The organism is Streptococcus infantis (assembly GCF_047464415.1).
Classification (GTDB): domain Bacteria; phylum Bacillota; class Bacilli; order Lactobacillales; family Streptococcaceae; genus Streptococcus; species Streptococcus infantis_AE.
The window spans coordinates 33,978-48,821 of sequence record NZ_JASHBX010000014.1; the positions used below are offsets into that span (position 1 = coordinate 33,978).

The 14,844-nt window shown below is 40.9% G+C and carries 15 protein-coding genes; 14 read left to right on the plus strand and 1 reads right to left on the minus strand.

The annotated features are described in order from the left end of the window. Window positions 1–20: 20 nt before the first annotated feature. From QM460_RS08570 to QM460_RS08580, 3 genes are all read left to right on the plus strand, one after another. Entirely contained in the window at window positions 21–533 is a 513-nt protein-coding gene (locus QM460_RS08570; RefSeq protein ID WP_006145170.1) for an adenine phosphoribosyltransferase, read from the plus strand. Window positions 534–725: 192 nt separating this feature from the next. Continuing rightward, window positions 726–1,670, plus strand: a complete 945-nt coding sequence (gene metA / locus QM460_RS08575; RefSeq protein ID WP_001122704.1) for a homoserine O-acetyltransferase MetA — start codon at window positions 726–728, stop codon at window positions 1,668–1,670. Between the two features lie 8 nt (window positions 1,671–1,678). Beyond that, a complete protein-coding gene (locus QM460_RS08580) occupies window positions 1,679–2,353 on the plus strand; it encodes a DnaD domain-containing protein (protein WP_414289830.1) in 675 nt (224 codons plus the stop codon). Between the two features lie 199 nt (window positions 2,354–2,552). On the opposite strand, the gene QM460_RS08585 is transcribed toward QM460_RS08580, so the two are convergent. Next, on the minus strand, window positions 2,553–4,004 hold the full coding sequence (locus QM460_RS08585; protein WP_414289831.1) for an alpha-amylase: 1,452 nt from the start codon (window positions 4,002–4,004) through the stop codon (window positions 2,553–2,555). A gap of 246 nt (window positions 4,005–4,250) precedes the next feature. On the opposite strand from QM460_RS08585, the gene QM460_RS08590 reads away from it, so the two are divergent. From QM460_RS08590 to QM460_RS08640, 11 genes are all read left to right on the plus strand, one after another. Beyond that, window positions 4,251–5,414, plus strand: a complete 1,164-nt coding sequence (locus QM460_RS08590; RefSeq protein WP_414289832.1) for a class I SAM-dependent rRNA methyltransferase — start codon at window positions 4,251–4,253, stop codon at window positions 5,412–5,414. After that, window positions 5,411–6,088, plus strand: coding sequence for a type I 3-dehydroquinate dehydratase (gene aroD / locus QM460_RS08595; RefSeq protein ID WP_414289833.1), 678 nt, complete (start codon window positions 5,411–5,413; stop codon window positions 6,086–6,088). The genes QM460_RS08590 and aroD overlap by 4 nt, the downstream gene beginning before the upstream one ends. Further along, on the plus strand, window positions 6,078–6,932 hold the full coding sequence (locus QM460_RS08600; protein ID WP_414289834.1) for a shikimate dehydrogenase: 855 nt from the start codon (window positions 6,078–6,080) through the stop codon (window positions 6,930–6,932). The genes aroD and QM460_RS08600 overlap by 11 nt, the downstream gene beginning before the upstream one ends. 18 nt (window positions 6,933–6,950) lie before the next feature. Beyond that, window positions 6,951–8,018 carry a 3-dehydroquinate synthase gene (aroB, locus tag QM460_RS08605; protein ID WP_414289835.1) on the plus strand — a complete coding sequence of 356 codons (1,068 nt, stop codon included), beginning with the start codon at window positions 6,951–6,953 and terminating at the stop codon, window positions 8,016–8,018. 9 nt (window positions 8,019–8,027) lie between these two features. Then, complete coding sequence (gene aroC / locus QM460_RS08610) at window positions 8,028–9,194, plus strand: chorismate synthase (RefSeq protein ID WP_414289836.1); 1,167 nt, start codon at window positions 8,028–8,030, stop codon at window positions 9,192–9,194. Window positions 9,195–9,203: 9 nt separating this feature from the next. Beyond that, window positions 9,204–10,307, plus strand: coding sequence for a prephenate dehydrogenase (locus tag QM460_RS08615; protein WP_414289837.1), 1,104 nt, complete (start codon window positions 9,204–9,206; stop codon window positions 10,305–10,307). 11 nt (window positions 10,308–10,318) lie between these two features. Then, window positions 10,319–10,657, plus strand: a complete 339-nt coding sequence (locus tag QM460_RS08620) for a YlbF/YmcA family competence regulator (protein ID WP_414289838.1) — start codon at window positions 10,319–10,321, stop codon at window positions 10,655–10,657. Between the two features lie 89 nt (window positions 10,658–10,746). Further along, complete coding sequence (gene aroA / locus QM460_RS08625) at window positions 10,747–12,030, plus strand: 3-phosphoshikimate 1-carboxyvinyltransferase (RefSeq protein ID WP_414289839.1); 1,284 nt, start codon at window positions 10,747–10,749, stop codon at window positions 12,028–12,030. After that, window positions 12,023–12,499, plus strand: coding sequence for a shikimate kinase (locus QM460_RS08630; protein ID WP_049527590.1), 477 nt, complete (start codon window positions 12,023–12,025; stop codon window positions 12,497–12,499). Before aroA ends, QM460_RS08630 begins: the two co-directional genes overlap by 8 nt. Further along, window positions 12,496–13,344 (plus strand): prephenate dehydratase, encoded by an 849-nt coding sequence (gene pheA, locus QM460_RS08635; RefSeq protein ID WP_414289840.1) that lies wholly within the window; start codon window positions 12,496–12,498, stop codon window positions 13,342–13,344. The genes QM460_RS08630 and pheA overlap by 4 nt, the downstream gene beginning before the upstream one ends. Further along, window positions 13,341–14,660 (plus strand): LCP family protein, encoded by a 1,320-nt coding sequence (locus QM460_RS08640; RefSeq protein WP_414289841.1) that lies wholly within the window; start codon window positions 13,341–13,343, stop codon window positions 14,658–14,660. Before pheA ends, QM460_RS08640 begins: the two co-directional genes overlap by 4 nt. Window positions 14,661–14,844: the final 184 nt, after the last annotated feature.

Consider the following 14,844-nt stretch of genomic DNA (forward strand, 5'->3'; position numbering starts at 1 on the left):
CTTAAAAAGAAAGAAATGCTATGAACTTAAAAGATTACATTGCAAGTATTGAAAATTATCCACAAGAAGGAATTACATTCCGTGATATCAGCCCTTTGATGGCTAACGGCAATGCCTACAGCTACGCTGTTCGTGAAATTGTTCAATATGCTACTGACAAAAAGATTGATATGATCGTAGGACCAGAAGCGCGTGGATTTATCGTTGGATGTCCAGTTGCTTTTGAGTTGGGAATTGGTTTTGCTCCTGTGCGTAAACCTGGGAAATTGCCACGCGAGGTCATTTCAGCTGATTACGAAAAAGAATATGGTGTTGATACTTTGACTATGCACGCAGATGCTATCAAACCAGGTCAACGTGTTCTGATCGTAGATGACCTTTTGGCAACAGGTGGTACTGTGAAAGCAACCATCGAAATGATTGAAAAACTTGGTGGTATCGTAGCTGGTTGTGCCTTCTTGATTGAGCTTGATGAGCTTAAGGGTCGTGAAGCTATCGGAGATTACGATTATAAAGTGCTTATGCATTATTAATGAAAAACAGTCCCTAGGGCTGTTTTCTCTTCATCTGATATAAAAAAAGGCTATATCTAGTTAGAGAAAAACTATAATTGAAAACTATATCTTCTTACAGTATAATAAAGGGAAGAACTTTCGTCAGCTGATTTTTCATTTGACGACTGTATGTTCGTTTGAGCCTAGAATTGATACAGTAAGGAGATTTCCATGCCGATTCGAATTGATAAAAAATTACCAGCAGTTGAGATTTTACGAACGGAAAATATTTTCGTCATGGATGACCAGCGGGCGGCTCATCAGGATATTCGACCACTGAAAATCCTGATTTTAAACTTGATGCCACAGAAGATGGTTACAGAGACTCAGCTTTTACGACATTTAGCTAATACTCCTTTGCAGTTAGATATTGATTTCTTATATATGGAAAGTCATCAGTCGAAAACAACTCGTTCTGAGCATATGGAGACTTTTTATAAGACCTTCTCGGAAGTTCAAGACCAGTATTTTGATGGCTTGATTATCACAGGAGCGCCGGTTGAGCATCTTCCTTTTGAAGAAGTGGACTATTGGGAGGAATTTACTCAGGTCATCGATTGGTCAAAGACACATGTCTTTTCAACCCTGCATATTTGCTGGGGAGCACAGGCTGGCCTCTACTATCGTTACGGCGTAGATAAACACCAGATGGCTCAAAAGCTTTCGGGAATTTATCCTCAGGATGTTTTAAAAGAAGGTCATCTTTTGCTGAGAGGTTTTGATGATTTGTATGTGTCTCCTCATTCTCGTCATACAGAAATTCTCAAAGAAGACATTGTAAATAAAACCAATCTAGAGATTTTAGCATCTGGAAAAGAAGTGGGAATCTCTATCCTTGCAAGCCGAGATTTAAGAGAAGTTTATAGCTTTGGGCATTTGGAGTATGATCGTGATACGCTAGCCAAGGAATATTTTAGAGATCTAGATGCTGGTTTAGATCCCCATATACCAGAAAATTATTTCAAAAATGATGACATCCATGAACTTCCCTGTATGCGTTGGAGTTCCTCAGCAGCTCTCTTTTTCAGTAACTGGGTAAATTATGCAGTTTACCAAGAAACGCCTTTTGAGTGGAAGAGTGCAGAAGAAGATGTATCTCATTTTGGATATTTATAAGAGGAATTATGACATATTTAGATGCTTTCAAATCAGGCAACTTGGTATTACCAAGTGCTCTGCTCTTAAACTACAATCAACTTTTCTCATCAAGCGATGATTTCTTAGTTTGGCAATTCTTTTACCTACAAAATACAACAGCCTTAGGGGAATTGTCCCCAAGTCAAATCGCAGAGAAAATTGGAAAGCAAGTCTTTGAAGTTAATCAAGCTATTTCGCGCTTGACAGAAAAAGGCTTACTTCAATACCGAACCATTGAACTCAATGGTGAGATAGAAGTGATTTTTGATGCGACTTTAGCTTTAGAGCGCTTAGACCAACTTTTTGAACAGCAAGAGCCTAGCCAAGCGCTACCCGCTAAAAATGATTTGAAAGACTTGGTGGAAACCTTCCAACAAGAGCTAGGTCGTCTCCTAAGTCCTTTTGAGATCGAAGATTTGGAAAAGAGTTTGAAAGAAGACGGAACCAGTGCGAACCTGATCAAAGAGGCCCTACGTGAGGCCGTTTTGAATGGAAAACCAAATTGGAAGTACATCCAAGCTATCCTAAGAAACTGGCGTCATGAAGGCATTAAGAGTGTAGTCCAGGTAGAGGCTAAGCGTCAGGAGAGAGAAGCGACTAATCCTCAAAATGTTCAAGTTTCTGCAGATTTTCAAAATGCTATGGATCTTTGGAAAGACTAGTTTTAAGTATTGATAATAGAAAAAAATGCCTACAGGCTAGAAAGAAAATCTAGCTTGTGGGCATTTTTTGTGTGTTTTATACTCAATGAAAATCAAAGAGCAAACTAGGAAGCGAGCCGCAGGTTGCTCAAAGCACTGCTTTGAGGTTGTAGATGGAAGCTGACGTGGTTTGAAGAGATTTTCGAAGAGTATTAATTGATTAGTTAGCCAGTCCCCATACACTAAGCGAGCGTTCTGTAGCTGGGAAATCTCCATAACCTTCAGCATTAATAGTTACTTGGTCAGGATGATTTCCTAGTAAATCAACAAAGGTTTGGTCAGTCCATTCTTGACCGACGAACATGGTTTTAGAGTTTGCTTGGGCATTAGAAATCACGATGGCAAGTGGTGATTGATTTTCAGCTCCTGAACGGACCCAACCGATACAATTAGGGTCATCAAAGTAGTCCGTTTGCTCTCCGTAAGCCAACTCTTTTCGAATAGCTAGCAAACGGTCAAGAACATCTTTGAAATCTTGCTGAGCATATTGACCAGAAATACCGTAGTAGTCTCCGTAAAATACACATGGAAGCCCTTCTTGACGTAGGAGAATAAGAGCGTAGGCTGCTGGTTTAAACCATTCTTCAACAGTGGATTCAAGAGCTTGGCCACGTTGAGTATCATGGTTATCGACAAAGGTTACAGCTCGGTCTGGATTGAGTTGTACTAGACTATCCTCAAAGATGGTTGTTAAATCATAGTCTTCTCCAGTCTTGCTTGCTTCAAAGAGATTTTGGTGAAGGCGAACATCGACAAGATCAAAGCGCTCTTCAATCTTTTCAAGGTAATCCAGATTTGCTTCCTTGTCTGGATTCCAGAATTCTCCAAAGACATAGAAATCTTGACCATATTTTTCTTTGATATCGCGAATGAAGTTGCGCATAAAGAAAGAGTCAATGTGTTTAACTGCATCCAAACGGAAACCAGCTACACCAGTCGTTTCCATAAACCAATTTGCCCAATCGTAGATATTTTGTATGACTTCTGGATGCTTGAAATCTAGGTCTGCATACATGAGATAGTCATAGTTGCCATTTTCGTTATCAACTAATTCCTCGTTAGCCCAGCCTTTATTATCACCTTGAATCAAATAGATGCCAGACTTACGACGCTTGGCATCATAGTCAGTTCCAGTAAAGTGGTACCAGTGCCAGTGGAAGTCATTGTAGGTATTTTGTCGTCCATCAAAGGTAAAGCCTGTCCAGCCATTGATGGTAAAAGGTTCTCCTAGTTCCACAGTTCGATCTTCTGGATCCACTTCGATAACTTGAAAGGATTCTAAATGATCGGCAGCTGCCTTATGATTTAAGACGATATCAGCCATTGGTTGAATCCCATGAGATTTTAAAGTTTGGATGGCATGAAGATAGTCTTCTTTAAAGCCATACTTGGTACGTACAGTACCCTTCTGATTAAATTCGCCAAGGTCGAATAGATCATATACTCCATAACCAACGTCTTTTTCATTTGTTGCTTTAAAAGCAGGTGGCATCCAGATGTGACTAATTCCCAAGTTAGCTAAGTGTTCAGCGTCGTCAGCTAGGCGTGTCCAGTGCTGACCGTCGTGGGGCAAATACCACTCAAAATATTGCATTAGGGTTTGATTTTTCATAGTTGATCCTCTTACTTACAGTGATGAGAATTATTGTAGCATAAAGCCAAAGAATATGCAAACGTTTGCGTTATAATTAAACTCTTTGAATTTTATGTCTATTTTTCAACTGGAAGTGTTGAAAAACTATAAAAGAAAAATAGTAGGATTGATGGGAGGAAAAATTCTCTCAGCTAGGGTAGGATGATGGATGAATCAATAGTTTCTATTTTGTGAATTGTCACAAAATTTGTTATAATAGTATTTATGAATAAAGTATTCGTCAGTAGACGTGTTGAAAAAAAACTAAACCAAGGTCTGGTACTTTTGGAGGAAATTGATTTTCCAGAGCTATCTGAAACTGATCAAGAAGTTGAGTTATTTAGTCAAAACAAGCAGTTTTTGGGCAAGGCCTATTTATCTCGTCAAAATAAGGGGATTGGTTGGTTTGTAACGAACCAGAAGCTTTCTTTTGACCAATCCTTCTTTGAAAGTTTGTTTGAAAAAGCCAAACAAAAACGTTCTTCTTACTATCAAGATGAGTTGACAACTGCCTTTCGTTTGTTTAATCAAGAAGGCGATGGCTTTGGTGGAATGACTTTGGATCTCTATGGAGATTATGTTGTTTTCTCCTGGTATAACTCCTATGTCTATGGGCTTCGCCAAGAGATCTTAGCAGCCTTTGTTCAGGTTTTCCCTGAAGTCTTAGGTGCCTATGAAAAGATTCGTTTTAAAGGTCTAGACTATGAGTCTGCCCATATCTATGGTCAAGAAGCACCAGAAAATTTTACAGTTCTTGAGAATGGAGTTCTCTATCAAGTCTTTATGAATGACGGTCTTATGACAGGCATCTTCTTGGACCAACATGAAGTGCGTGGTAGCTTGGTTGATGGTTTAGCTATGGGAAAATCCTTGCTTAATATGTTTTCCTACACAGCAGCTTTCTCAGTTGCTGCAGCAATGGGAGGAGCTAGTGAAACAACCTCTGTAGACCTAGCCAAACGTTCCAGAGAACTGTCAGAAGCTCATTTTCATGCCAATGGACTCAGTCTTGACAGTCATCGTTTCATTGTTATGGATGTCTTTGAATACTTTAAATACGCTAAACGTAAGGGCTTGTCTTATGATGTGATCGTTCTTGATCCACCTAGCTTTGCCCGTAATAAAAAGCAAACTTTCTCTGTAGCTAAGGACTATCACAAGTTGATTTCCCAGAGTTTGGAGATTTTAAATCCGGGAGGTATGATCATTGCTAGCACCAATGCTGCCAATGTTTCCCGTCAAAAATTTATAGAACAAATCGACAAAGGATTTGCAGGAAGAAAGTACCAGGTTCTTAATAAATATGGACTTCCAGCAGACTTTGTCTACAATGAAAAAGATGAAAGTAGTAATTACCTTAAGGTGATTAGCATGAAGGTAACTAAATGAAATTAGTCGTTTCAGTAATGCCAAAGAGTTTAGAAGAGGCGCAAGAAATCGATGCCATGCGGTATATCGATGCTGATATCATTGAGTGGCGTGCCGACTTCCTACCAAAGGAAGCTATTTTACAGGTAGCTCCAGCTATTTTTGAAAAATTTGCAGGTCGCGAACTCCTCTTTACCCTACGAACTCGTGCTGAGGGAGGCGAGATCGATTTGGATTCGGCAGAGTATGTACAAATTATCAAAGATGTAGCTCAACTCTATCAACCAGAATACATTGATTTTGAGTATTTTTCTCATAAGGATGTTTTCGAAGAAATGCTTGATTTTCCAAATCTAGTCTTGAGTTATCATAATTTCCAAGAAACTCCAGAGAATATGATGGAAATCTTATCCGAGCTAACCAGCCTAACGCCAAAAGTGGTTAAAGTATCGGTTATGGCTCATACAGAACAAGATGTATTGGACCTTATGAACTTTACGCGTGGCTTTAAAACACTGAACCCAGAACAAGAATATGTGACGATTTCTATGGGGAAAATGGGTAAGGTTTCTCGTATCACTTCAGATGTGACGGGTTCTGGCTGGTCTTTTGCAAGTCTGGACGAAGCCAGTGCTCCAGGACAGATTTCACTTTCTAGCATGAAAAAAATTAGGGAGATACTAAATGAAGATTGATGGCTACACACGTTTAGCAGCTGTAGTCGCCAATCCTATCAAACACTCCATTTCACCTTTCATTCACAACAGAGCTTTTGAGGCAACTCATACCAATGGGGTTTATCTTGCTTGGGAGATAGAAGGAACAGACTTGGCAGAAACAGTTGCCAACATTCGTCGTTACCAGATGTTTGGAATCAATCTTTCTATGCCCTACAAGGAGCAGGTGATTCCTTACTTAGATCAATTGAGTGAAGAAGCTCGTTTGATTGGTGCTATCAATACAGTGGTGAATCGAGATGGAACTTTAATCGGATATAACACAGATGGCAAGGGATTCTTTAAGAGCTTGCCTTCTTTTAAAATATCTGGGAAAAGAATGGTATTGTTAGGAGCAGGCGGTGCAGCCAAGGCAATTTTGGCACAGGCAATCTTGGATGGAGTCAGTCAGGTTTCTGTCTTTGTTCGTTCGGGTTCAATAGAAAAAACAAGACCTTACTTAGAAAAATTACAAAATGAAACGGGGTTTAAAGTAGATTTATTTGCTTTAGAAGATGTTTCTGAACTGCAAGCAAGGATAACTGATTCGGATTTACTGGTAAATGCGACTAGTGTTGGTATGGATGGAGCATCTCAGCCAATCCCAACAAGTATTGTTTTACCAGAGAAGCTATTTGTAGCAGATGTGATTTATCAACCCTTTGAAACACCATTTCTAAAGTGGGCAAGGAGCCAGGGAAATCACGCTGTTAATGGCCTAGGCATGTTGCTTTACCAAGCAGCTGAAGCTTTTCAGTTATGGACTGACAAGGAAATGCCAACTGATCAAATCTGGGAATTATTAAAACAAAAGTATCAATAAAGAAAAAGGAGAACTGCTATGAAAATCGAAATAGACCTTCCCCAACATCCCTATGATATTCAGATTGAAAAAGGATGCTTGTCTCAAGCAGGAAAATGGTTGCGGGAACTTTGGCAACCGCAAAAAGTTGTTATCATTACCGATAACCATGTGGCTTCTCTCTACGCAGAAAAAGTAAAATTGAGCCTAGAGGATGCTGGTTTTCAAGTGGCAGTTTTTGACTTTCTAGAGGGTGAAGAGCGAAAAAATCTAACCACAGTTCAAAAGGCTTATGAATTTCTAGTTAAGCAAGACTTGACTCGCAGTGACGGCATCGTAGCTTTAGGTGGTGGTGTCGTTGGTGATTTGGCTGGCTTTGTAGCCTCAACTTACATGCGAGGTATTCACTTTGTTCAAATTCCGACCAGTTTGACTGCCCAGGTGGACTCGTCTATTGGTGGTAAGACAGGAGTGAATACACCTTTTGCCAAGAATATGGTGGGAACTTTTGCCCAACCAGACGGCGTTTTGATTGATCCAACCGTTCTTGAAACCTTAGGTAAGAGAGAGTTGATTGAAGGAATGGGTGAAGTCATCAAGTATGGCTTAATTGAAGATCCAGAACTCTGGGACCTATTATCCGATATGGATGGTTCTGTCGAAAGCATATTGGAACATTCAGAAAGTTTGATTGAGCACTCTTGTCAGGTCAAGCGCAAGATGGTAGTTGAGGATGAATTGGACAATGGCATTCGTCTGTATCTCAACTTTGGTCATACAATCGGCCATGCTATTGAAGCAACTGCTGGTTATGGACGTGTCATGCATGGTGAGGCAGTAGCGATGGGAATGGTTCAGGTCTCTAAAGTAGCCGAACAAAAAGGCCTTATGCCAGATGGAATCACTCAGTCTATCCGAGAAATGTGTCAGAAATTTGGTCTTCCTGTGGATTATGAAAACTGGGATGTTGATAAGCTTTATCAGGCTTTGACTCACGATAAAAAAGCGCGTGGCAACACTATGAAATTAGTCTTGGTACCAGAACTTGGTTCAGCAATGATTCACCGAGTTTCTCTCGAAGAAATGAAAGATTACTTGGTAAAATAAGGAGAATGTATGAGATATTTAACAGCAGGAGAATCACACGGTCCTCGTCTGACAGCAATTATTGAAGGAATCCCAGCAGGCCTTCCTTTGACTGCCGAGGATATCAATGAGGATCTCAAACGTCGTCAAGGTGGCTACGGCCGTGGTGGTCGCATGAAGATTGAGAGTGATCAGGTTGTCTTTACTTCTGGTGTTCGCCACGGGAAGACGACAGGGGCTCCCATTACCATGGATGTCATTAACAAAGACCACCAAAAATGGTTGGATATCATGTCTGCAGAGGATATTGAAGACAAACTTAAAAGTAAACGAAAAATCACTCATCCTCGCCCAGGTCACGCTGACTTGGTAGGAGGTATCAAATACCGCTTTGATGATTTGAGAAATTCCCTGGAACGTTCATCTGCCCGTGAAACGACTATGCGAGTAGCAGTCGGGGCTGTGGCTAAACGACTATTGGCTGAGCTTGATATTGAAATTGCTAACCATGTTGTTGTTTTTGGTGGCAAAGAAATCGATGTTCCAGACAACTTAACAGTCGCAGAGATTAAGAAACTAGCTGCTCAGTCAGAAGTTTCTATTGTCAACCAAGAACGTGAGCAGGAAATCAAGGACTATATTGACCAAATCAAACGTGACGGAGATACCATTGGTGGTGTTGTTGAAACAGTTGTCGGTGGTGTTCCGGTTGGTCTGGGTTCTTATGTTCAATGGGATCGCAAACTAGATGCTAAATTAGCTCAAGCGGTTGTATCCATCAATGCCTTTAAGGGTGTGGAGTTTGGTCTTGGTTTTAAAGCAGGTTATCTCAAGGGTAGCCAAGTCATGGATGAAATCCTCTGGTCACCAGAAGCTGGCTATACTCGTCGTACTAATAATCTTGGAGGTTTCGAAGGTGGTATGACCAATGGTCAACCGATTATTGTTCGTGGGGTCATGAAACCAATTCCGACTCTCTATAAGCCATTAATGAGTGTCGATATTGAAACCCATGAGCCTTATAAGGCAACGGTGGAGAGAAGTGATCCAACCGCTCTTCCAGCAGCAGGTGTTGTTATGGAAGCAGTCGTAGCAACAGTTTTGGCCCAAGAAATTCTAGAGAAATTCTCTTCTGATAATCTGGAGGAATTAAAAGAAGCTGTTGCTAAACATCGGGAGTATACAAAGAATTATTAAGGAGTTCTTATGGTAAAAACCATCTATATCGCAGGATTGGGTTTGATTGGTGCTTCCATGGCACTCGGAATCAAGCGAGATCATCCTGATTATGAAATTTTAGGATACAATCGCAGTCAGGCATCTAGAGATATTGCCTTGGAGCGAGGAATGATTGATCGTGCGACGGATGATTTTGCCAGTTTTGCTCCACTAGCAGATGTCATCATTCTTACCTTGCCAATCAAGCAAACCATTGCTTTTTTACAAAAATTGGCAACTTTGGAACTAAAAGAAGGCGTCATTATTTCTGATGCTGGATCGACCAAGTCAGCTATTGTGGCTACAGCAGAGAAGTATTTTGCAGATAAGCCCGTTCGCTTTGTTGGAGCGCATCCTATGGCAGGTAGTCATAAGAGAGGCGCAACCTCTGCCGATGTTAATCTTTTTGAAAATGCCTACTATATTTTCACACCTTCGAGCCTAACGACTCCAGATACGCTTGAAGAAATGAAAGACTTGCTGTCGGGACTTCATGCACGTTTTATTGAAATCGATGCTGAAGAACATGACCGAGTGACTTCTCAGATTAGTCATTTTCCTCATATCTTAGCATCAGGATTGATGGGACAAACTGCAAGTTATGCTGAAGAGCATGAAATGGCTCGACGCTTTGCGGCAGGTGGTTTCCGTGATATGACTCGGATTGCTGAAAGCGAGCCAGGTATGTGGACTTCTATCCTCTTATCCAATCGAGAGACCATTATTGAACGCATTGAGGATTTCAAGGGGCGTTTGGACGAGGTAGGTCATGCAATCAGTGTAGGTGACGAAAACCAAATCTGGAATTTTTTCAACCAAGCGCGTGAACAACGTCAAGCTATGGAAATCCATAAACGTGGCGGAGTAGATAGCTCATTTGACCTCTATGTAGATGTTCCCGATGAAGAAGATGTTATCTTGCGCATCTTGGAATTGCTAAGAGGAACTTCCTTGGTCAATATCCATATCAACGAGGAAAATCGAGAAGATATTCACGGGATTCTGCAAATTTCCTTTAAGAATGCTCAGGATTTAAAACGTGCTGAGCAAGTCATTACAGAAAATACTGACTATACAGTCGTTATCAAATAAGGAGGACAATTATGTCAAATATTTATGATAGTGCAAATGCACTAAGTCGTGGACTACGCGAATTGCCTGAATACAAGGCGGTTAAGGAAGCTAGAGATGCTATCCAAGCTGATGCAGAAGCTAGTAAAATCTTTGCAGATTATATTGCTTTTCAACATGAAATCCAAGTCATGGCACAAACTGGTCAAATGCCCGACGCTTCTTTCCAAGAAAAAATGGAAAGCTTTGGTAAGCAGATTCAAGGTAACGCTCTTTTATCAGCTTTCTTTGCCAAACAGCAACAACTTTCTATTTATCTATCTGATATTGAAAAAATCGTATTTGAACCAATTTCAGAACTTTTAAAATAAGAATTTACCTCATAAAGTCAGGAATTTTTAAGAAATTTCTGACTTTTTATGATAAAATAAGAAAAAGTATTGTCAGTATGAGGTCTAGTATGAAGTTAAAAACAAACGTTAACCATTTGAATGGTAGCATTCGCGTACCAGGTGATAAATCCATCAGTCATCGCTCTATTATTTTTGGAAGCTTGGCTGAAGGTGAGACTAAAGTTTATGATATCTTGCGTGGTGAAGATGTCCTATCAACCATGCAAGTATTTCGGGACCTCGGCGTAGAGATTGAGGACAAAGACGGTGTCGTTACCATACAAGGTGTTGGCTTGGATGGATTGAAAGCTCCTCAGAATGCTCTCGATATGGGGAATTCTGGGACCTCTATTCGTTTGATTTCAGGCGTCCTTGCTGGTGCAGATTTTGAAGTGGAGATGTTTGGAGATGACAGTCTTTCCAAACGCCCTATGGACCGCGTGACTCTTCCTTTGAAAAAAATGGGAGTTAGTATTTCAGGTCAAACAGAGCGAGACTTGCCACCATTGCACTTAAAAGGTACAAAAAATTTAACACCTATTCATTATGAATTGCCAATCGCCTCTGCTCAGGTCAAGTCTGCCTTGATTTTTGCAGCCTTGCAGGCTCAAGGACAGTCAGTCATTATCGAGAAGGAGTGCACTCGTAACCACACAGAAGATATGTTGCGTCAATTTGGTGGGGAGTTAAGTGTCGATGGTAAGAAAATCACTGTCCAAGGACCACAGAAACTAAATGGACAAACGGTTGTCGTACCTGGAGATATTTCTAGTGCAGCCTTTTGGTTGGTGGCAGGTCTGATTGTTCCAAATTCTCGTGTGGTGCTTAAGAATGTAGGTATTAATGAAACTCGTACAGGGATTATTGATGTTATCCGTGCTATGGGTGGGAAACTAGAACTTACTGATATTGATCCAATTGCCAAGTCTGCAACTTTGACTGTTGAAACTTCAGATTTGAAGGGAACAGAGATTGGCGGAGCCTTGATTCCACGTTTAATTGATGAATTGCCGATTATCGCTCTCCTTGCTACCCAAGCTCAAGGTCAAACGGTCATCAAAGATGCAGAGGAACTCAAGGTTAAAGAAACCGACCGCATTCAAGTTGTTGCTGATGCCTTAAATAGCATGGGAGCAACTATCACCCCTACAGCAGACGGAATGATTATCAAGGGGAAATCTGCCCTCCATGGAGCCAGAGTCAATACCTTTGGTGACCACCGTATCGGCATGATGACAGCCATTGCAGCGCTTTTTGTGGCAGATGGAGAGGTTGAATTGGATCGTGCAGAAGCTATTAATACTAGCTACCCAAGCTTCTTTGATGATTTGGAGACCTTGATTCATGGCTAAGGTTTTACTAGGTTTTATGGGTGCAGGAAAATCTACTATTGCTAGAGGATTAGATTCTGACTTTGTAGACATGGATGCCTTGCTTGAAGAACGCTTGGGGATGCCGATTGCTCGTTTCTTTGAAGAAAAAGGAGAAGCAGCCTTCCGTCAGATAGAAGAAGAAGTTTTGGCTGACCTACTAAAAACGGACCAAGTCGTGTCTACTGGTGGTGGAGTAGTTATTTCTCCTCGTAATCGTGACTTGCTCAAGCAAAATCCAGAGAACATCTATCTTAAAGCAGATTTTGAGACCCTTTACCAACGAATTTCAGCTGATAAGGACAATCAACGCCCACTATTTCTGAACAATAGCAAGGAAAATTTGGCTGTAATTTTTAATGAAAGACAGGCTTGGTATGAGGAAGTGGCTAGTAAGGTTATCGATGTGTCCAAGCTAAGCCCAGAGGAAATTATAGAGGAATTGACATGAAAATTGCCTATCTAGGTCCCAAAGGATCTTTTTCGCACCATGTGGTGCAAACGGCTTTTCCTCATGAGGAACTGGAGCCATTTTCAAATATTACAGACGTTATCAAGGCCTATGAACAGGGATTGGTAGACTATTCAGTAGTGCCGGTTGAAAATTCCATTGAAGGTAGTGTTCATGAGACTCTGGACTATCTTTTCCATCAAGCTCGCATTCAAGCTGTGGCAGAGATTGTTCAGCCAATCCACCAACAATTGATGGCAGTACCAGGACAGTCTAAAATAGAGAAAATCTTTTCTCACCCACAAGCATTGGCACAGGGGAAGAAATTTATTGACGAGCATTATCCAGATGCGCAACTGGAAGTCACTGCCAGTACAGCCTACGCTGCGCGCTATGTTTCTGAACATCCTGATCAACCATTTGCGGCGATTGCCCCAAGAAGTTCTGCAGAGGAATATGGTTTAGAACTCATCGCTCAAGATATTCAAGAAATGGAAGCCAATTTTACTCGTTTTTGGGTTTTGGGACCTAACTTACCACAAATTCCCTTGAGTCCAGGTTCTGAAAAGATGAGTCTAGCTTTGACTTTGCCAGATAATCTTCCAGGTGCATTATATAAGGCACTTTCTACCTTTGCTTGGCGAGGAATCGACTTGACTAAAATTGAGAGTCGTCCCCTAAAAACAGCCTTGGGAGAATACTTTTTTATCATTGATGTGGACTATGCTGATAAAGAACTGGTCCATTTTGCTCAAAAAGAATTAGAAACGATTGGAATCCAGTATAAAGTACTAGGTGCTTATCCTATCTATACCATACAGGATAAAGGAAAGGAGAAGGAATGACTAGAGAGAATCCTTTGACACACCATGAAAAACTGAGATATGACTATCTTTTGAAAAATATTCATTATTTGAATGAAAAAGAAAAGAGAGAATTTGACTTTTTACATGCTAAGTTAGAAGGTCAAAAAGGTTCAGCTGAAGTTTTCAATCCAGAAGCCAAAGAACAACTTCTTTCAGATTCTGGTATCGACCTACCAACCTATGCTAATCGTAGCCGTTCTAGTCGCCGTAGTGGCGGGGCTCAACTGGAAACGAAGGTTCCAAAAGCTAAGAAGCAAAAGAAAAAAAGAGGTTTTCGTTTTAAACGCTTATTTGCTTGGTTAGGGATGTTATTACTTTGTGTAGCAGTTGGAATGATCGTCATGTTCTTAAAGGGATTCCAATCGGCGAATCCTAATAGCTCAAATGGGCCCAAAGATGCCAAAGCTGCTCAGGTTGAAGTCTTCAATGGACAAGATACGCGTGATGGGGTTAATATTCTTATTTTGGGTACGGATGGACGTATCGGACAGAATAGTGCAGAAACACGGACAGATTCCATTATGGTTCTGAATGTAAGTGGCAAAGATAAAAAATTGAAGCTCGTTAGCTTTATGCGTGATAACTTGGTCTATATTGATGGATATAGCCAAGTCATCAATGGTCAAAAACAGACCGACCATAAATTAAACTTAGCCTACGAATTAGGGGAACAAGAAGGTAAACAAGGAGCTGAAATGGTCCGCAAGGTCCTCAAGGATAATTTTGATCTAGACATCAAATATTATGCCCTTGTCGATTTCCAAGCCTTTGCGACAGCCATTGATACGCTTTTCCCTGATGGTGTGACCATTGATGCTCAGTTTTCAACTCTAAACGGGGTCCCAGTTACAGAAGCGACTGTAGGAGATGACTTGCACGCAACGGAAACTGAGTCACCGACTCAAACCATTCGAGCTGGGAAACAACAGATGAATGGTTCGACTCTTCTCAACTATGCACGTTTCCGTGATGATGATGAAGGGGACTATGGCCGTACTCGTAGACAGCAACAAGTCATGACTGCTGTTTTACAACAAATTAAAGATCCGACAAAACTTTTCACTGGTTCGGAAGCTCTTGGTAAAGTCTTCGCCATGACCTCTACAAACCTTCCATATACTTTCTTATTGACCAATGGCTTATCAGTCCTTGAAGGTGCGCAGAATGGTATTGAAAGATTGACAGTTCCAGAACTTGGAGACTGGGTAGATGACTTTGACGTATACGGCGGTCAATCCCTTCGAGTGGACCAAAAAGCTTATCAAAATAAACTGGCGCAGATGGGATTTAGATAATATGTAACAATCGTTCAAAGCTTGAAACATCTAATAATATAGATGTTTCGGGCTTTTATTATGTGACTTTCAGTCCGTCTCGCTCCGTTAGGTGCGAGACAAATAAACCACCCGCTATGCGGGTGCGCGTCGAAGGTTATACCAAAAAAACTCCAAACGCGATACAATAAAGGTGTTCAAGCCA